18 protein-coding genes and 1 pseudogene are annotated in these 18,275 nt (G+C 72.9%); 9 read left to right on the plus strand and 10 right to left on the minus strand.

Annotated features, from left to right (window positions below; all coding sequences use genetic code 11):
• Nucleotides 1-39: 39 nt before the first annotated feature.
• The gene (locus tag ACIQOE_RS22135) at nt 40-1,341 is read right to left on the minus strand and encodes an MFS transporter (protein ID WP_401413142.1); all 1,302 of its coding nucleotides are present in this window, start codon (nt 1,339-1,341) and stop codon (nt 40-42) included.
• A 351-nt stretch (nt 1,342-1,692) separates the two neighbouring features.
• Nucleotides 1,693-2,334 carry a TetR/AcrR family transcriptional regulator gene (locus tag ACIQOE_RS22140; RefSeq protein WP_401413144.1) on the minus strand — a complete coding sequence of 214 codons (642 nt, stop codon included), beginning with the start codon at nt 2,332-2,334 and terminating at the stop codon, nt 1,693-1,695.
• A 196-nt stretch (nt 2,335-2,530) separates the two neighbouring features.
• Here ACIQOE_RS22140 and ACIQOE_RS22145 point away from each other — a divergent pair, with 196 nt between their 5' ends.
• From ACIQOE_RS22145 to ACIQOE_RS22160, 4 genes are all read left to right on the plus strand, one after another.
• Nucleotides 2,531-3,265 (plus strand): SDR family NAD(P)-dependent oxidoreductase, encoded by a 735-nt coding sequence (locus tag ACIQOE_RS22145; RefSeq protein ID WP_401413146.1) that lies wholly within the window; start codon nt 2,531-2,533, stop codon nt 3,263-3,265.
• 149 nt (nt 3,266-3,414) lie between these two features.
• Nucleotides 3,415-4,080, plus strand: a complete 666-nt coding sequence (locus tag ACIQOE_RS22150) for a peroxiredoxin-like family protein (RefSeq protein ID WP_401413147.1) — start codon at nt 3,415-3,417, stop codon at nt 4,078-4,080.
• A 333-nt stretch (nt 4,081-4,413) separates the two neighbouring features.
• A complete protein-coding gene (locus ACIQOE_RS22155; protein WP_401413149.1) occupies nt 4,414-5,415 on the plus strand; it encodes a PP2C family protein-serine/threonine phosphatase in 1,002 nt (333 codons plus the stop codon).
• Nucleotides 5,416-5,513: 98 nt separating this feature from the next.
• Nucleotides 5,514-6,131: a TetR/AcrR family transcriptional regulator gene (locus tag ACIQOE_RS22160; RefSeq protein WP_401413151.1), complete on the plus strand. Its 618-nt coding sequence runs from the start codon at nt 5,514-5,516 to the stop codon at nt 6,129-6,131.
• Between the two features lie 56 nt (nt 6,132-6,187).
• On the opposite strand, the pseudogene ACIQOE_RS22165 reads toward ACIQOE_RS22160, so the two are convergent.
• Nucleotides 6,188-6,499 (minus strand): annotated as a pseudogene (locus tag ACIQOE_RS22165) (TetR/AcrR family transcriptional regulator C-terminal domain-containing protein); the annotation flags it as partial.
• Between the two features lie 281 nt (nt 6,500-6,780).
• Nucleotides 6,781-7,884 (minus strand): alpha/beta hydrolase, encoded by a 1,104-nt coding sequence (locus ACIQOE_RS22170; protein ID WP_401413153.1) that lies wholly within the window; start codon nt 7,882-7,884, stop codon nt 6,781-6,783.
• Nucleotides 7,885-7,959: 75 nt separating this feature from the next.
• Between ACIQOE_RS22170 and ACIQOE_RS22175 the strand changes: the two genes are divergently transcribed.
• Nucleotides 7,960-8,139 (plus strand): hypothetical protein, encoded by a 180-nt coding sequence (locus ACIQOE_RS22175; protein WP_401413155.1) that lies wholly within the window; start codon nt 7,960-7,962, stop codon nt 8,137-8,139.
• A gap of 88 nt (nt 8,140-8,227) precedes the next feature.
• Here ACIQOE_RS22175 and ACIQOE_RS22180 read toward each other — a convergent pair whose 3' ends face one another.
• On the minus strand, nt 8,228-9,010 hold the full coding sequence (locus tag ACIQOE_RS22180; RefSeq protein ID WP_365577423.1) for an SDR family oxidoreductase: 783 nt from the start codon (nt 9,008-9,010) through the stop codon (nt 8,228-8,230).
• A gap of 6 nt (nt 9,011-9,016) precedes the next feature.
• A complete protein-coding gene (locus tag ACIQOE_RS22185) occupies nt 9,017-9,931 on the minus strand; it encodes an MBL fold metallo-hydrolase (RefSeq protein ID WP_401413157.1) in 915 nt (304 codons plus the stop codon).
• Between the two features lie 247 nt (nt 9,932-10,178).
• On the opposite strand from ACIQOE_RS22185, the gene ACIQOE_RS22190 reads away from it, so the two are divergent.
• Complete coding sequence (locus ACIQOE_RS22190; protein WP_401413159.1) at nt 10,179-10,778, plus strand: TetR/AcrR family transcriptional regulator; 600 nt, start codon at nt 10,179-10,181, stop codon at nt 10,776-10,778.
• 42 nt (nt 10,779-10,820) lie between these two features.
• Entirely contained in the window at nt 10,821-12,308 is a 1,488-nt protein-coding gene (locus ACIQOE_RS22195) for an MFS transporter (protein WP_401413161.1), read from the plus strand.
• A gap of 193 nt (nt 12,309-12,501) precedes the next feature.
• On the opposite strand, the gene ACIQOE_RS22200 is transcribed toward ACIQOE_RS22195, so the two are convergent.
• Nucleotides 12,502-13,095, minus strand: a complete 594-nt coding sequence (locus ACIQOE_RS22200; RefSeq protein ID WP_401413163.1) for a TetR/AcrR family transcriptional regulator — start codon at nt 13,093-13,095, stop codon at nt 12,502-12,504.
• Nucleotides 13,096-13,292: 197 nt separating this feature from the next.
• On the opposite strand from ACIQOE_RS22200, the gene ACIQOE_RS22205 reads away from it, so the two are divergent.
• Both ACIQOE_RS22205 and ACIQOE_RS22210 read left to right on the plus strand, forming a co-directional pair.
• Nucleotides 13,293-14,474, plus strand: coding sequence for an FAD-dependent oxidoreductase (locus ACIQOE_RS22205; RefSeq protein ID WP_401413165.1), 1,182 nt, complete (start codon nt 13,293-13,295; stop codon nt 14,472-14,474).
• A 37-nt stretch (nt 14,475-14,511) separates the two neighbouring features.
• Entirely contained in the window at nt 14,512-15,648 is a 1,137-nt protein-coding gene (locus ACIQOE_RS22210) for a serine hydrolase domain-containing protein (RefSeq protein WP_401413167.1), read from the plus strand.
• Here the strand turns inward: ACIQOE_RS22210 and ACIQOE_RS22215 are convergent.
• The 3 genes from ACIQOE_RS22215 to ACIQOE_RS22225 form a co-directional block, all read right to left on the minus strand.
• Nucleotides 15,630-16,094 (minus strand): hypothetical protein, encoded by a 465-nt coding sequence (locus ACIQOE_RS22215; protein WP_365559920.1) that lies wholly within the window; start codon nt 16,092-16,094, stop codon nt 15,630-15,632. The two genes, ACIQOE_RS22210 and ACIQOE_RS22215, sit on opposite strands and share 19 nt — an antisense overlap.
• Nucleotides 16,095-16,292: 198 nt before the next feature.
• Complete coding sequence (locus ACIQOE_RS22220) at nt 16,293-17,405, minus strand: hypothetical protein (RefSeq protein WP_401413169.1); 1,113 nt, start codon at nt 17,403-17,405, stop codon at nt 16,293-16,295.
• A gap of 195 nt (nt 17,406-17,600) precedes the next feature.
• Nucleotides 17,601-18,206: a CGNR zinc finger domain-containing protein gene (locus ACIQOE_RS22225; RefSeq protein ID WP_401413171.1), complete on the minus strand. Its 606-nt coding sequence runs from the start codon at nt 18,204-18,206 to the stop codon at nt 17,601-17,603.
• Between the last annotated feature and the right edge of the window lie 69 nt (nt 18,207-18,275).

Consider the following 18,275-nt stretch of genomic DNA (forward strand, 5'->3'; position numbering starts at 1 on the left):
GGCAGTCTGGGCGGCACTTCCGGCTGCCGGTTGTGCCGCTCAGGTCTCCTGGACGGCCTCGGGCGGGGTCCTGCGGGACAGCGGCGAGGGCAGGATCCACAGGCAGGCGGTGAGGGCCCCGGCCGCGGCGATCCACAGCGTCGTCCGCAGCCCCAGCGGTCCGGCGACGGCACCCGCGAGCAGCGCGGCGAGCGGCCGCATGCCGAGGTTCACCCCCTGGTAGGCGCCGAACACGCTGGACCGCATGGCGTCCGGGACCTGCGAGGTCAGCAGGGTCGCGGCGGTGATGTCGATCCAGATGACGCCCATCGCCGAGCCGAACTGGGCGCCGACCAGCATCGGCAGGACCGCGCCCCCGGACCCGTGGGCCGCGGGGATCAGCAGCAGCGGGACGGGGGTCGCCAGGCAGCCGAGCAGGAAGGTCCGCCCCACCCCCAGCCGCCGGGTGAGCGGGGTCGCGGAGACGGCGCCCAGCACCGCACCGACGGCTCCGGCGCCCAGCACCGTGCCCAGCAGGCCCGCGCCGAGGCCGAGCGTGGTGGTGGCGTACAGCACGAAGAGGGTGGTGGTCACGAAGCAGAAGAAGTTGACGGTGGCGGTGGCGGCCAGCGCCGCCCGGATGGTCCGGGAGCGGAGGATGAACCGGCCGGCCGCCCGCAGCCGGGCCCGCTCCTTTGACGGCGGTGCCTCCTGGGGCGCGATCCGCGCCAGCTGCACGGCCGAGACGAGGTAGGACACCGCGTCCACCAACAGCGCGACGGGCGCGGAGAACAGCTGCACCAGGAAGCCGCCGGCACTGGGACCGACGACCTTCGCCATGGCCCGGCTCCCGCTGCTCAGCGAGTTCCCGGCGACGTAGTCCTCGGGCGGCACCAGCGCCTTGAACAGCGGGGGGTTGCACACCTCGAACAGGACCGACAGCAGCCCGACGCCGAACGCCACCGTGAACAGGACGGTGAACGTCAGCGTGCCGAAGGCGTACACGACAGGCAGGGCGAGCAGCAGCGCGAAGCGCCCCAGGTCGGCGGCGATCATGACACGGCGGCGGTGCCTGCGGCGGTCCGCCCACAGTCCGGCGTACGGCCCGAACAGCAGGTGCGGCAGCCAGACGGCGGCGCCGAGGTAGCCCATCTGGGCCGCGCCCGCGTGCACCACGGTGACGGCGATGAGGGGGATGGCGAGGGCGGACACCTGGTCGCCGAGGTAGGACACGGTCTGCGCGGTCCAGTAGCGGCGGAACGCGGTGTCGCGCAGCAGGCCGGGGATCAAGGACAGGGCACGGGAGAGACCGGCCGGCGGGGTCGTGGGGGCGGCGGTCTCCTCGGGGGCGGACACGTGCACGGGAGGGCCTTCCTCTGGTCGTCGGGCATGACGTGCGGCGGGATGCCCGTGGACGCACGTCATGCCGAAACCTGGGAGGACCGCCCGCGCGGGGCGCGGGCGTGTCGGGGGCACGGCATGGCACACGGCCACGACCGTTCGACGACCCGGCCGCCCGGGAGCGCGTGACCCGGCCGGGGTGAGGTGTGGATCGCCCGTCCCACCCTGCGCACCCACCGGCCGAACCCCCACGATAGCGCGCCACCCCCCGCGCCGACCTCCCCCCGGCCCCCTGAACCTCCGCCGCCCGCAAGGGATTTCGGCGGACGGCCCGGTCCCGCCGGGCGGCGCTCCGCCGGACCGTCCGGACCGTCAGACCGGTACGACGAACGACTCGACGTGGTCGAGCATGGCGTCCAGCGTGACCTCCAGCGCCCAGGTGTCCCGGCGGATCTGGGTGAGCAGCAGGCCGCCCTGCAACGCGGTCAGCAGCGCCAGTCCCAGACGCTTCGGGTCGGCGTCGGACCGCAGTTCGCCCCGGTCCCGCATGGCCTGCAGCCCGTCTACGACGGACTTCTCCCACAGGGCGAACCCGGCCGCCACGTCCTTGCGGGCGTCCGGATCCGTCTCCGCCAACTGGCTGCCCAGCGTGCCGATCGGGCAGCCTCCGGCGTAGTCGAGCGACCTCTCCAGGGTCACGGCGAAGTCCCGCCAGGCCCGCAGCGCCTCCATGCTGTCGAGGCGGCCGAACTGGGGCTGGACGGCTCCGAAGGCGCCCACCACCTGTGCCGTCTGCACGCCGATCACCGCCTTGACCAGTGACCTCTTGTCCTTGAAGTAGTGGTAGATCTGCGACGGACTCACCTCGGCGGCGGCCTGCACGTCCTCCAGGCTGGTTCCGGCCACGCCGCGCTCGAACATCAGGGCCGCGGCGGCGGACGTGATCCGGTCGCGTGTCGCCTGGCCCTTGCGGGTCAGGCGCGGGGCGGAGGTATCGGCCTTCTCGGTCGGCATGCCGGAAAGAGTAGGCGTTCTGGAGTAAACATTACAAACGTCGCCCAGGGTCTTCCGCGACTCAGTTTTAGAGTGCGCACTCCAAAAACTTGTGTACGGTTGGAGCATGCACTCCAGAAGTGAAGGGACCCTCACCATGTCTACCCCCTCTACCCCCTCTACCCCCTCTGCCCCCTCTGCCCCCTCCACCCCCGACATGACCGGCACCACGGCACTCGTCACCGGCGGCACCAGCGGGATCGGGCGCGCCGTCGCCGTAGGCCTGGCCCGCAGCGGTGCCCGCGTCCTGCTGACCGGCCGCGACAGTGAGCGAGGCGAGGCGGCCGTCCGGAGCATCCGGGAAGCCGGCGGCAAGGCGGACTTCCTCCCGGCCGACCTGCGGGACGAGCCCTCGGCGCGGAACCTGGCCCGGGAGGCCGTCGCCCTGGCCGGGCCGATCGACGTCCTGGTCAACGCGGCCGGCATCTTCCCGTTCGGCCCGACCGAGTCCCACGGCGAGGGCGACTTCGACGCCGTCTATGCCGTCAACGTGAAGGCGCCGTTCTTCCTGGTGGCCGAGCTGGCCCCGGCCATGGCGGAGCGCGGCAGGGGTGCGATCGTCAACGTGGGGACGATGGTCGCCGAGTTCGGGGCCGCGGGGATGGCCCTCTACGGCTCCAGCAAGGCCGCGGTCAATCTGCTGACCAAGGCCTGGGCCGCCGAGTACGGACCGCGCGGTGTCCGGGTCAACGCGGTCAACCCCGGTCCCACCCGTACCGAGGGCACGGCCGTCATGGGCGAGCAGCTCGACCGGCTCGCTTCGCTCGCGCCCGCCGGACGGCCCGCCTCGGCCGAGGAGATCGCCTCGGCCGTGATCTATCTGGCCGGCGACGGCGCCTCCTTCGTCCACGGAGCCGTGCTCCCGGTCGACGGCGGCCGCACCGCCGCCTGAACCCTGCCCGGCACGCCGACGTTTGGAGCATCCGCTCCACAAGGGCCGCGGCGCGACCAGAGAATGGAGTGTTCACTCCATTCGTCGATCTCCCCGCGCACCGACTTCTCGCACTCCCCGAGCACCTCCCGACACGAAAGGTCCTCTCCGTGACCACCTCCCGGACGATCGCCGAGCAAGTAGAGACGCTCAACGAGACCATGGCCTCCCGGGCGCCCGCCGAGATCCTGGGCCGCTTCGCCGAGGAGCAGGCGGATCTGGACGCGGCCGGCGTCCCCGCCGGCATCGCCCGGCCCGGAGCCGCGATGCCCGACGGCGACCTGCTCGACGCCCTGGGCGCCCCGACCGGCCTCGCCAGGACCCGGAACGGCAAGCCCGCCGTGGTGGTCTTCTACCGCGGCGCCTGGTGCCCGTACTGCAACATCGCGCTGCGCTCCTACCAGGAACAGATCGTCCCCGCACTGGCCGAGCGCGGCGTCGAGCTGGTCGCGGTCAGCCCGCAGAAGCCGGACGGCTCCCTGTCCGTCAAGGAGGCCCACGAGCTGACCTTCGCCGTGCTGTCCGACCCGGGCAACCAGCTCGCCGGTGCCCTGGGCATCCTCACCCGCCCCACCGACGGCGCCCGGGAGGCCCAGGCGGCGCTCGGTGTCGACGTGGCTGAGGGCAACGGCGACGGCACCGCCGACGTCCCCATGCCCACGACGGTTCTCGTCGACGCCGACGGCACGATCCGCTGGATCGACGTCCACCCCAACTACACCACCCGCACCGAACCGCAGCAGATCCTCGACGCCGTCGACGCGCTGCTCGGCTGACGGTTCCTTGTGCGCGGGGACCGGGACGGCCGGGTTCACCCGGCGGCCGGTCCCCGCACTGCCGCGGGCCCCGGGTCCCGGCGCTCGATGTGCGCCGTGGGTGGAATGCGGCTTTTCCGGCAGCTCTTGACGATCGGGTCGTGGTTCCTAAAATGAAATGAACCATCATGATATTTTGCGGCTCGATGCCGGGGCCGGTGGTCCTCGGCAGCTTCGAAAGCGATACGTGTGGTGTGGCAGCAGTCTTTTTTCCGAAGTCGGCGGGGGCGGCGAGGCCGTGGGGGACACCTGGTCGCGGCGCGGCTGCTCACCGCGGGTCCGCCGGCGGCGTTCATGCTCGTGGACGTCGTGGTGGCGCTGGTGACGCCGGGACTGCGCTGGGTGTCCATGCTGGCCGTCGCGCCCGCGCTCACGGCCGCACGGTTCGGCCCCCGCGGGGTCCTGGTCTGCGGTGCGGTCGCCACTGCCGCCTGCGTTCTGCTGGGACTGCGCCCCGGATCGCCGGGCGGTGACGACGCGGCTGCCGTGATCGCCGAACTCGTGGCCGTCACGGCGGCGAGTGCCGTCCTGAGCCGGTTGCGTCTGCACCACGAACGACGGCTCATCGCGGTGCGGTCTGTCGCCGAGGCCGCCCAGCGTGCCGTCCTGGCACCGGTGCCCGAGAGGGTCGGCACCCTGCGCACCGCGGCGCACTACAACGCCGCGGCGGCCGAGGCCAGCGTCGGCGGCGACGTCTACGGAGCCGTCGCGACCCGCTTCGGCACCCGCGCCCTGATGGCCGACGTACGCGGCAAGGGTCTGGCCGCCGTAGGTGCCGCCGCCCTCACGCTCGCGGTGTTCCGGGAGGCCGCCCACGAGGAGGCCTGCCTGCTGGACGTGGCCGGCCGGCTGGAGCGCAGCATCCGCCGGGACCTTTTCGACGACGACGACTTCGTCACGGCCGTCCTGATCGGCTTCCCCGAGCCCGGCCGCCTCCAGCTCGCCAACTGCGGCCATGAACCGCCGCTGCTCGTGCGGGACGACGCGGTGACCCGGCTGTCGCCCGTCGTGACCGTGCCGCCGCTGGGACTGCTCGGCTTCAGCGGCAGCGCACCCGTCCTGCAGACGGTCCCCTTCCACCCCGGCGACCTGCTGTTCCTCTACACGGACGGCATCAGCGAAGCCAGGAACGGCGCCGGCGACTTCTTCCCGCTCGTCCCCCAGCTCGCGGAGAGCCTGCGGCCGACTCCGGCCGCCACGCTCGACTGCCTGCAACAGCGGCTGCTGCGCCATGTCGGAGGCGAGCTGCGCGACGACGCCGCGCTGCTTCTCCTCCAGGAGACGACGGAGGCGTGAGGGCCCGGCATCCGGCGGTCACGCGCGCTGGGTTGCGGGCAGACGTTCCCGAACCGGTCCTGCTTGCCAAACAAGAGGATCTTCTCTACTTTTTCGACATGCCCCGCGTGACCGATGCCTACCTCGCAGCCCGCCGCAACCAGGTCCTCGACGCGGTACGCGCGTGCGTGGACCGGGACGGCCTCCAAGGCGCCACGATGGAGGGCATCATCGGGCTGAGCGGCCTGTCCACCGGCACCGTCTACAAGTACATCCGGAGCAAGGAGGAAGGCGTCGAAGCGGCGATGGCCGGTGCTCTCGACGGCCTGACCGCGGAGCTGTTCCCGTTGCTGACCGCCGATCCGCTGCCCGCCCCTGCGGTCGTCGTGGGCCAGTTGACCGCCATCGTGGAGAAGTTCGCACGGCACGAGAAGTACTCCCTCCTCCGGGTGGCCATGCACGGCTGGAGCGCGGCCCTCAGCAGCCCCGCGCTGCTCGACCGCACGGCTCCGCCGTACCGGTCCTTCCGTGACCTGCTGCGCGACGCGGCCGCCACCTGGCAGGCCGGCGGAGAGCTGCGCCCCGACGCCGACCCCGACGACGTGGCCGCCTCCCTGCTGTCACTGCTCATGGGGTTCGCCGCCCAGCAGGCGATCCTCGGCGACACCTCGGCCGCCCAGCAGAGCCGGGGATTCGCCGCGCTCCTGGCCGGGGGCTCGGCCGCCGGGGCTGTCTGACTTCAGGGCGGACGGCCCCTTCGGGCCCGCCCGGAGGGCCGTGCCCCCGGCGTCGGTCAGGCCGCGGGTTCCGTCCTGCGGCGGACGGCCTCGATGAGCAGGTCGAGGCCGAAGCGCAGCTCGGCCTCGTGGTCGCAGACCGACAGTTCGGCGGCCGCGGCCGCGACCGCCGGGTAACCACTGGTGGCGAGATCGGCCGCGCGGGACGTGACCACTTCCGGGATCACCGCCGCGTACGACGGCGCCGTGCCCACCTCCCGTGACAGGGTGCCGATCAGGAAGGCGATGAAGCTCCGCAGGACGTGCACTGCGGCCGGCGGCTCCGGTCCGGCCCGCCGGAGCACCCTCAACGCCGCCTCGAACAGCGGGAGTCCGGCGGGAGCGTTCCAGAGCCCGCAGGGCGATCTCCTGCCTGCTCAGCGGACCGCGCCGGGTCGGTCTCTGCGCCATGGGTGTCCTCGGCCCTCTCGCCGGACGCCCCCCGCGAACGTACATCGTCGGCGGGTGTCCGGCGCGTGCGGCCCTGGCGGAGGGAGCGCGGTCCTGACGGAGGGAGCGCGATCCTGGCGGAGGGAGCGCGGTCCTGACGGAAGGACCGCGGGGCCTCGGGGAAGAGGGGCGGTGGCGGAGCGGGGGAGCGGGGGTGCGGTCAGCCGTGCACGGTCACGAAGCGCCGTGACGGCAGCCGGAGCGCGGAGCCGGCCAGCCGCGAGCCCCCGGTCCGCGCCCGCAACCAGCCCCAGCTGCCGACCAGGAGGGGACGGAAGCGCTCCGTGGCGCAGTGGGTCGCGTCGCGCACGATCCACACCGTGGCGTGTTTCCTGGCGGCCAGCGCGGTGGTGTCACCGAGCGGCACGTACTGGTCGTGGTCCCCGTTGGCGGCGAGCAGGGGTGCGCCGCCGTCGGCCGCCAGCAGACCCTGGCGGCGCAGTGAGAAGCCGTCCAGCAGGTCCGAGGCCTCCTGAGTGCTGGGCAGGGCGTCCAGCCCCATGGCGTTCCCGACGATGCCGGCCATGCCGTACGGCATGGCGAGCGGGTCGGTGCGCGCGTTGGCGGCGCCGGTGGGGCCCCCGATGTCCACGGCCGCGTCCACCGCGCCCTGCAGCGCCAGTTTGACCGCCCAGTGGCCGCCGAAGCTGAGACCGAAGTAGAGCACCGGTTCCCCGGGATGCTCCTCTCTCACGTGCGCGATGAGCGCGTGGAGCTGGCGATCGCTGTGCGGGGTGAGCGGCAGCGGGTTCTCGCCCGTTCCCGCCATGTCGACGGCGATCACCTTCAGGCCCGTCGCCCTCGCCGTCGTCATCGCCATCCGGTGGATCTCGATCTTCCAGGTGTCCACCCCGCCCGACATCACGAGCACACCCGGGCGCCGCCGTCCGCGCCGGGTGAACTCGTGGACCGGCAGCTCGTGTTCTCCTTCCGGGGTGCGCAACGGGATGGTGCGGCGCCGGAATCCGGCCGGGAAGCCCGGCCACGCCCGCAGGTAGCAGCGCAGTTGCTCGTGCTGGGCGGCCACGCGTTCCGGGGCGGCGAGCGAGGGGAAACGGGTCGCGCCCCAGAGCTGCGCCGCCCGCAGGAAGTCGCCGTCCGCCTCGGCCTCCCGTGCGAGGAGACCCCACTCGTCGACCCAGGTACCGGGGCCGGTGCCCCACATGACCCGGATCCTGCTCCGGGCCCGCTCCACGAGGGCGGGAGGGATGCCCCAGGCGGTGAACTGGCGGCTGCGCTCCTCGAAGAGAGCGTCGGTGCTCACATTAAAAATGAACATACATTATAGTTTGGCGGGAGTGAGGGATTCTGGCAACCGTTCCGCGGGGGCCGGGCGCCGGTGATCGCGGGCGCTTCCCGCTCCTGCGTCGCGGCGCCGGCCGCGGTCTCCGAGGACGTCCGCGAACTCCGGCACGGCCGGATCGAGGACGGCGTGCTCCGATTCGGGAACCCCGCCGAGCGCACCGCCACGACCGTGCCCATGTCCTCCGCCGATCCCACGGGGCCGACGGAGCCCTGAACGGCGCCGCCGTCCCCGCGCGCCCACGGGTGGGCGCGGCCTCGTCGAGGAGTGCCGGTCCGGCCGGAGCCGGACCGGCACTCCGGGATCAGGCGCCCAGCAGCCGCCCGGAGACCCGCAGGGCGATCCGTCGGGACGCCAGCCGGGCGGCGGCCACCGGAAGGGCGTTGGCCAGGCCGGTGATCACACTGGGCGGGGTGGTGCGCCGGTCCAGGGCGGCGAGGGCGGTGTGCACCACCTGTTCGGGCCGGCTCATCAGGCCGACCGCGGGTCGGTCGGTGCCCAGGGCGTCGAAGAACTCCGTCTTCGTCGGACCGGGCGAGAGGGCCAGCACCCGCAGCCCGTTCGCCCGGGTCTCGTAGGCCAGCGCCTCCGTGAAGCTGAGGACGAAGGCCTTGCTCGCCCCGTAGACCGCCATGGACGGCGTGGGCTGGTACGCCGCCGTGCTCGCCACGTTGACCAGTGCGCCCCGGCCGGACGCGAGCATCTGGGGGAGCAGCGCGCGGGTCAGTTCGACCAGCGCGGTCACGTTCAGCTGGAGTTCCCTGCCGATGGCCGCCGCGTCCTCGGTGGCGAACCCGCCGTGCGTGGCTACTCCGGCGCAGTTGACGAGGGTGTCCACGGGGATGCCCCGGGCCCTCAGCTCGGCCGCCAGCTGGCGTGCGGCGTCGTGGCCGGCCAGGTCGAAGCCCAGGACGTGCGTGGTCACGCCGTACCGTTCGCGCAGCCGGTCCGCCAGGGCCGCGAGCCGCTCGGCGCGCCGTGCCACCAGGACGACGCCGGCGCCCCGCCGGGCGAGCTGCCGGGCGAACTCGGCGCCGAGACCGGAGCTGGCGCCGGTGACGACCGCGGTGGTCCCGCCGTGGTCCATCGCCGCTCACCGTCCCGAGGCGGCGTGCGGACGAGGCGCACGGGCGGCGCCGACGGCCCGGTTCCGCGGCTTGAAGCGCTTCGCCGGGTGGACACCGTGGGCCGAGCCGCCGTCGCCGTCGAGGAGGTCCAGATACTCGAAGGGGTTGTGGGCCGCGAAGATCTCGATCTCCGGGTGTTCCGCGTGCAGCGCGCGCAGCCGGTCCTGGTTGAGCCGCCGGTCCTTGAACTCCGTCGTGACCACCATCTGGAACAGAGCGGGACCCGGCGCGCACGCGCGCCGCGGCAGCTTGATCTCGCGGGCGTCGAAGTAGGCGTCTCCGGCCGCGAGCAGCCACTGACCGCCGCTGTTCACCGCCACCCCGCAGTGTCCGTGCGTATGTCCGAACAGGGGAACCAGGAGGATGTCCTCGGGCAGGCCCTCCAGCCCGCGCACCGCCTCGAAGCCGAACCACTGCTGCCCGCCGTGCCGGTACGTCCGCCAGTCAGGGTTGTGCTCCCACATGCGCGGCCGGTACCTGCGCCGTGCCTTGAGGGACGGGCGGCGCATGGCCATCTCCAGCTCGGTCGCGTGCACATGGACGGCGGCCTGCGGGAAGTCGGAGAGCCCGCCGACGTGGTCGAGGTCGAGGTGGGTCTGCACGATGTGCCGGACGTCCTTCGGGTCGAAGCCGAGGGCGCGGATCTGGTGCACGGCGGCGAGGGAGCCGTCGATCCTCGGCCGGGCATAGCCGCGGACGAACTCCGCGCCCAGCCGCGAGGTCGGGTCGGCGTAGTCGGCGGTCCCCAGGCCGGTGTCGACCAGGACCAGGCCCGAGTCCGCGGTCTCCAGCAGGAGCACGTGGCAGATGAGGTGCTGACCCAGGATCGACAGCCCCTGGATAGACGCACAGTTCAGATGGTGGACACGGGTGACGCTCATCGGATGGCCTCTCTATAACGAAGTTTCATTTTTATTTGTACAGCCTCGGAAGGAAGGCGGCAACGGTCGAGTGGGGGTGCATTACGGGCAAGACGGGCAAAAGCCGCCCGCGCCGGGGACGGTCACCGCCGTAAAAGAGCTGGTCAGCATGGCTGCGGCCGGGTGGTGCCGATATAGAACGCTTGCGTTTCTCCCGGGCTGGTCGCTAACTTTGGTACGGAACGGTTCCGTACTAAAGAGGTGTCGCATGACCGCCAGTGAACGTCCGGACGTCGTCCGCCGCCCCCGAATGACGGCCGGCCGGGAGGCCGACCTCCTCGAAGCGGCGCGCGACGTCCTCAGACTCACCGGCTACGAGGCGCTCACGATGGACGCCGTCGCCGCCCGCGGCCATTGCAGCAAGGCGACCCTCTACCGGCAGTTCGGCACCAAGCCGAAGATGATCGCGAAGGCCATGCGCGGAGCGCGGCCGACGCACCACGACCCGATCGACACCGGCTCGCTCCGCGACGACCTGGTGGCCCTCGTACACCGGATCGCCGACGACGTCGCCGAGGTCACCCCGTTGGTGACGGCGGTCTCGCACGCGGCACTGCGCGATCCGGAACTCGCCGCCGCCGTACGGGAGTCGGTGATCGCTCCGGACGCCGCGCAGGTCGAGGAGTTCCTGGCCAGGGCCGTCGAACGCGGAGAACTGCCCCGCAGGCCCGCCGCCGCTGACCATCTCGTGCGGCTGGCCTTCAGCGTCACCACCGCCGGCGGACTCTTCGACGCCACGGCGGTCGACGCCGCCTACCTGACCAGGCTGATCGACGACCTCGTCATGCCGGCGCTGCTGCACGGCTGAACCACCCGACCGTCCGACCAGACGACCTCCATGGAGTCACCCATGTCCCGCACCACCGAGGAGAGCGGCGTCGAGACCCGGCCCGACTCCTCCGGTCCCCGCAACCGCTGGTGGACCCTCGCCGTCGTCGGCACCGCGCAGCTGATGGTCGTTCTCGACGCCACCATCGTCAACATCGCGCTGCCGTCCGCACAGCACGACCTCGGCTTCTCCAACGGCAACCGGCAGTGGATCGTCACCGCCTACTCCCTGGCCTTCGGCAGCCTGCTGCTGCTCGGCGGCCGCATCGCAGACCTGGCCGGCCGCAAGAGCGTGTTCCTGGTGGGCCTCGCCGGGTTCGCGGCGGCCTCCGCGGTCGGCGGCGCCGCCGGCACCTTCGCCATGCTGGTGACCGCCCGCGCCGCTCAGGGCCTGTTCGGCGCGCTGCTGGCCCCCGCCGCGCTCTCCCTGCTGACCACGGCCTTCACCGAACCCAGGGAACGCGCCAAGGCGTTCGGCATCTTCGGCGCCATCGCCGGGACCGGCGGCGCGGTGGGCCTGCTGCTCGGCGGCATCCTCACCGAATATCTGGGCTGGCGCTGGTGCCTCTACGTCAACGTGGCCTTCGCGGCCCTGGCCCTGCTCGGGGGAGCCAGGTTCCTCGGCGGCGGACGCCCCGCCCGGCGCCCGCAACTCGACCTGCCCGGCGCCCTGCTGGCCTCCTCGGGGCTCTTCTGCATCGTCTACGGCTTCTCCAACGCCGAGTCCCACGCCTGGGGTTCGCCGATGACCTGGGGCTTCCTGGCCGCCGGCGGCATCGTGCTGGCCCTGTTCGTCCTGTGGCAGTCCAGGTCGGCCCACCCGCTGCTGCCGTTGCGGATCGTCCTGGACGGGAACCGCGCGGGCGCGTACACCGGCATGCTCGTGGCCGGAGCCGGCATGTTCGGAGTGTTCCTTTTCCTGACCTACTACCTCCAGGAGATCCTCGGCTACAGCCCCGTCACCACCGGATGCGCGTTCCTTCCCATGGTCGCCGTGATGGTGGTGACGTCCGTGGTCACCAGCAACCGGCTCATACCGCGGCTCGGCGGCAAGCCCGTCGTGCCCGTCGGCATGGCGCTGGCCGGTGCGGCGATGCTGTGGATGACCACCCTGGACACCGGCAGCGGCTACGCCGCCCAGGTGCTGCCCATGCTGCTCGTCAGCGGCCTGGGCCTCGGCATGGTGATCTCGCCCTCGATGAACTTCGCGGCGTACGGAGTCGGCGCCGACGACGCCGGTGTCGCCTCGGCCATGGTCAACACCAGCCAGCAGATCGGCGGTTCGGTCGGCACGTCACTGCTGAACACGCTGGCCACCACCGCGGCCGCCCACTACCTCACCGACCGCAGGCCCACCCCGCAGGTGCTGGCCGAGGCGCAGATCCACAGCTTCTCGACCGCCTACCGGTGGTCCGCGCTCTTCTTCGCCGTGGGACTCGTCCTCACCGCTCTCCTCTACCGGCGCGGCGCTCCCGGACAGCGCGACGAGCACGGCCCCGTGGCCCTCTGACCGAGCGCACACACGTCGGCCGGGTCCCCCGCGAGAGGGGGCCCGGCCGGCGTGCGTCCGGCGGCAGATGCGGCCCGTGGCCGCGGACCCGTGCCCGGCAGGGGCGGCCGCTCGGTCAACGCCGTCGACGGCGCGCGGCGGGAAAAGCGGGCAGGCGCCGGAGCCCCCCTCGACAGGGCCGAGGCCGCCCGTCTCACGCGCCGTCGGCCGCGGCGGGTGGCCGCCAGCCATGGGTGAGGATGTCGAAGACCTCCTCGACGGCGGCCCTGTGGTCCCGCTGGCGCTGGGCCAGGGTGGGGACCTCCAGGACGAAGCGGGCCAGGGCGGCGCAGGCGAGGTGGTCGTGGGCCACGCCGTACTCGTCGGCGATGGCCGCGGCGAGCGTGTCGGTGTGCCGCGTCCACATGCGTTCGGCGTAGGCGCGCAGCGCCGGGGTGGTGTTGACCAGGCGGGTGAACTCCACCCGCTGGGGATGCCCGGCGATCGGCAGCCAGGTGGCGAGCACGTGCTCGCGCAGCGCGTCGAGGACGCTCACGCCCGCGGGCCGCTCCCGCACCGCCGCGGCCAGGTGCGCGTCCGTGCTCTCCTCCTGGTCGAAGACGAGCGCCTCCTTGCCGGTGAAGTGCTTGAACACCGTGGCGGTCGACACGTCCGCGGTCTCGGCGATCTCCTTGATGCTCACGTGGTCGTAGCCGCGCTCCAGGAAGAGTCGGAGTGCGGCGTCGGCGATCGCCTGCCGGGTGGCGGCCTTCTTGCGTTCCCGGCGGCTGACAACGGGCTCGGTCATGCCGTGAGCCTATCCGAAGGTGCCACCCGAATAAGAGTTGTCACATTCTACTTTTCTGCGTACTCTACTTTTAGAAGCTGGCGGGCAGATGCCGTCCGCGGCCCCCGTTGGCCGTACGGATGTGACACCGCGGCCCGACCCCGGCGACGCCCTTCCGGCCGCCGCGCCCCCACCCCACCCACCGCGAGGAGACACCCATGACCTCACCGCACCCCACTCACGCCCGGATCAGCATCGTCGGAGCCGGCCCCGGCGGACTGACCTGCGCCCGCATCCTCCAGAAGCACGGCATCGAGGTCACCGTCCACGACCGCGACGAGGGCCCCGACGCCCGCGACCAGGGCGGCACCCTGGACCTGCACGCCGACAACGGCCAGATCGCCCTGCGCGAGGCGGGCCTGCTCGCCGAGTTCTTCGCACTGGCCCGTCCCGAGGGCCAGGAGATGCGCCGGCTGAACCCAGCGGGCCTGATCACCTCCCACCGGATCCCCGGACCCGACGACATGTTCAAGCCGGAGATCGACCGAGGCCGCCTGCGCGACCTGCTGCTCGACTCCCTGCGACCCGGCACGGTGCGCTGGGGCCGACGCCTCGACCACGTCGGCGGACCCGCCCGCGGCCCGCGCCTGCTGCACTTCACCGACGGCACCACCGTCGAGGCCGACCTGGTCATCGGCGCCGACGGCGCCTTCTCCCGCGTACGCCCGGCCGTCTCGCCCGCCGTCCCGCGGTACAGCGGGGTCAGCTTCCTGGAGGCGTGGTTCTCCGACGTCGAGGCCCGGCACCCCGAGATCGCCGGACTCGTCGGCCAGGGCGGCGCGCACGCCGCCGACGGCGAGCGCGCCGTCTTCGCCCAGCGCAACGGCGGCGACCACATCCGCGTCTACCTGATCCAGCGCGTACCCTCCGACTGGATCACCGCGAGCGGCCTGGCGGCCGGGGACACCGACGCCGTCCGCGCCCGGCTCCTGGAGAGCTACGCCCACTGGTCGCCCCGCCTGCGCCGGCTGATCACCGACAACGACGGACCTTACGTGGACCGCCCGATCTTCGCCCTGCCCGTGCCGCACACCTGGGAGCCCGACCCGACCGTGACCCTGCTCGGCGACGCGGCCCACCTCATGCCGCCGCTGGGCGTCGGCGTCAACCTCGCCATGCTCGACGCGAGCGACCTCGCCCTCTCCCTGGCGAACGCGGCGACCGTCGAGGACGCCGTCCGCGCCTACGAGAAGATCATGCTGCCCCGCTCCACCGAGACCGCCCGGACCCTCGAAGGCGGCGCCGAGCACCTGTTGACGACCGACACCCCCGACTTCGGCGACGACACACCCGGCCCCGCCGCCGACGCCGATGAGTTCCCCGCGGACGTACGGTCCTAGAGCCGTACCCCGTGCCGACCACGAGAGGCCGAGTCCGATGAGCCAGCTGACCGCGCTGTTGGAGAAGTACGTCGCCGAGGGTGCCTTCCCCGGGGCGGTGGCCGTGGTGGACCGCGCCGGAGGCGTGGAGACCGTGGCCGTGGGATCGGCCGGGCCCGCGGACCCTGCGCCGTTGCGGGCCGACGCCCTGTTCCGGCTCTCCTCGGTCACCAAGCCGGTGACCGCCGCGGCCGTGCTGGCGCTGGTCGACGACGGCGTCCTCACCCTGGACGCGCCGATCGCGCGCTGGCTGCCCGAGCTGGCGTCCCCGGTCGTCGTCCGTACGCCCGCGAGCGGACTGGACGACCTGGTGCCGGCCGCCCGTCCCGTCACCGTGGAGGACGTCCTGTCGTCGCGTTCGGGCTGGGGCTTCGGCGCGGACTTCGCGGCGTCGGCCGTGCAGCCGCTGTTCGCGGACGTGGCCGTGTACAACGGCGGCCCGAGGCCCACGGCGACGCCGGACGAGTGGGCCGCAGGACTGGCCGGCATCCCGATGCTGCGCCAGCCCGGCGAGGCGTTCCTCTACAACGCCAGTTCCGACCTGCAAGGCGTCCTCGTCGCACGGGCGGCGCGGCGTTCGCTGCCGGAGTTCCTGACCGAGCGGATCTTCGAGCCGCTCGGGATGGCCGACACCGGGTTCGCCGTACCGGCAGCGGACCTGCACCGTCTCACCCCTTATTACCGGGCGGACGCCGACGGCACCCTGACCGTCGCCGACGCCCCGGACGGCGCATGGTCCACCGAGCCCGTATTCCCCTCGGGCGCGGGCGGTCTGGTGTCCACCGCTGCCGACTGGCTGGCCTTCGGCCGCATGCTGCTGGCCGGCGGCGGCACCGTGCTCTCCCCGGAGTCCGTCCGCCTCATGACGACGAATCACCTCAACCCGGCCCAGCGCGAGGAGGGGTCCGTCTTCCTGCAGGGCGAGGGCTGGGGCTACGGCGGCGCGGTCGACGTCACGGCCACGGAACCCTGGAACATCCCCGGCCGGTACGGGTGGGTGGGCGGCACCGGCACGGCCGCCCACATCGTCCCGGACACCAACACGGTGACCGTTCTCCTCACCGCCCGCGGCCTGTCCGGACCTGCCTTCCCCTCCTGGATGCGCGACTTCTGGAGCTACGCCGCGACCGCCTGAGCCTCCCGCGCCGCGGCCCACGTCCGCCGGTCGGCACGAGGACGCCGGGCGAACACACCGAGGCGCAGCACCAGATAGCGGCCGATCCCGACGAGCGCGGTCGCCGACAGATACACCATCTGCTGTACGACGATCCCCGAACCCGGGCGCAGCGCGGCGAGCGCGCCGACCGCGGCGGACGTGACCAGCCAGCCCACGGCGGTGGTGGCCGCGCTCTTCAGATGGCCGGTGAGACCGGGCCGTCCGTGACCGAACGCGACACGGGCGTGCAGCTCGGTCGCGACGACCGTGGAGACCACGGTGGTCAGCGCGTTCGCCGCCGGCCACGGCATCCACCGGGACAGCAGCACCAGGGCCGCCGAGGCCCCGAGGGTGACCGCGGTGCCCAGCCCGGCGAAGCGCCCGAAGGCCGCCGCGTGTCGGCGCATCCGTCCCAGGCCGTCCATGGTGATCCCCCTCCCGTGCGACCGGCCCCGACCGGGCCGGCGTCGTCGTCCCGTGGAGCGTGGCGGGTCCCGCGCTCAGCGCGACTTCAGGGCGCTTTCAGAGCGGGCGACGCCGGTGAAACCTGCCCGCGCGGCCTGCGGCGGCTCGCCCTCTCCTGGCGGCCGTACGGGACAACGGCGGGTGAGTGGTCCTGCCGGTCATGCGTGGTGCCGTGCGGGGCCCGGGTCCGGGGTGAAGCGTCCGGTGTCGCCGCCGGACCAGACGGTCACGGCCGCACCGGCTGTGCCGCGGTCCGGTACGGGCCGGTCCTCGCCGTACGAGTACGAGTAGGTGTGCGGGACCGGGGCGGCCCGGTCCTCGTCGGACGCGTGGGGGACCGGGGCGGGCTGGGGCGGGGTGGGTGCCGGAGTGGTCTGCCCGGAGGTGCGCAGGGCCAGCAGGATCGCGGAGCCCGCGGCCCACAGGACGAGTGTGGCGAGCGGGGCGAGGACGTGGGAGCCCTGGAAGTAGGAGATGTCGCCGATGGCGCGGACGGCGGCACCCGGCGGCATCAGCTCCGACAGGATCCGCGCACCGCGCGGCAGCAGGTCGGTGCCGATGGTGGCGCCGCTCGTGGAGTTCCCGACGGTCAGCAGGAGCAGGGTGGCCACGGGGATGCCGAGCGGGCCGAAGTAGGTGGCCAGCATCTTCGTCGTGAAGGCCGCGGCGGCGGCCAGCAGCGCCAGGACGAACGCGAGCGGAAGGTAGGGCGCGGGCACGGCGCCGAGCACGGGCCCGGCGATGGCCGCGGCGACCAGTCCCGACGCGGCGGCGAACGCGGCCATCAGGGTGAAGCGGTGCCTCAGGTGCAGCAGGTTGGCGAGCCCCACCACGCTCTGCGCGAGCGCGAAACCGGAGAGCGTCACTCCGAAGGACAGGTAGAACCCGGCCAGGCCCCTCGCGTCGTACCGGTCGAGCGGGACGGTGTCGGAGACCGTCAGGTGGCGGCCCGCACTGTGGGCGTATCCGGTGACGAGACGGGTGACCGCCGCGGTCGTGGACAGACCGTTCGCGCCGGCCGTGTCGAGCGCCAGGCCCTCGGCGTGCGGGCCGGTGCGGAGCACGGCCACGACGTCGCGGTGGAGCAGCGCGTCGTGCGCCGCGCTCGCGGACGCGGCGCGGTGGACGTCGACCGAGTCTCCGAGAGCTTCCTGGACCTGGCCGGCCAGCCGGGCGCCGGTGACCGCCACCGGGATCCGGTGGGGCTGGGGGTCGCGCATCAGGCCGATGTAGCAGCTGACGAACGCCGAGACGACGATCAGGCCGATCACGAACGGTTGCAGCCAGACACGGACCGGAGGGCGGCGCAGGCGGTGAGGTGGGTGGGACGGGGCATGCACTCCGGGTCTCCATGGCTGAGAGGGGGGATCGACATAAGCGTAATGCGATTACTTATGTCGCTATTCCTGAACCGCTCTCGAATCCTGAACCGCTCTCGAAGACGTCCGGAGTGCCGGGCGGCCCCGTCAGGCCCGGTCGGCGCCGGCCCGCTTGCGCGCCCGGTAGGAGCGCAGGTTGGCCGCGTTGCCGCAGACGTGGACGTCGTGCCAGACGCCGCTGCTGTTGCGGGAGCGGTCGTAGAAGGCGACCTGGCACCGGGTGTTCCTGCACTCCTTGAGGCGGCGCAGGGTGTCGGCGCCCTGTGCGTCGTACGCCTCGATCAGCGCGAGCGACGCCGCCCGCCGCCAGCCGGTGCCGCGCGGCTCGACGCGGACGACCCCGTGGTCGTCGAGCCGCAGCGCGGTGGGGAGGGTCAGCAGTGACGCAGCGGTGCCGGGCTCCGCGGCCGGGTCGCCGTGCCGGGCGCGCAGACTGCGCTGGAGGTCGTGACGGAAGTCGCGCAGGCTCCGCGCGTCCTCGGCCGTCAGGTCGACGGCGGGCGCCGGCCGCCCGGTCGCGGCGCTCCAGCTCGCGAGAGCCTGGTCGAGCCAGGACTGCGCGTCCTCGAAGGTCTCCAGGAGATCGGGTGTGCGCGGTTTGCCCGCGGGCCGGGTGTTGAGCAAGTCGTGCACGAAGGCCAGCCCGCCCGGGGCCGGCTCCAGGCCGTAACGGGTCGTCGCGGTCCAGGGCATGGGGAACTCCCTCGATGACACCGTCATGGCAACATGACCGTTGACGATTCACTTATTACAGCTGTGAGT

The organism is Streptomyces sp. NPDC091282, assembly GCF_044757385.1.
GTDB lineage: Bacteria > Actinomycetota > Actinomycetes > Streptomycetales > Streptomycetaceae > Streptomyces > Streptomyces gramineus.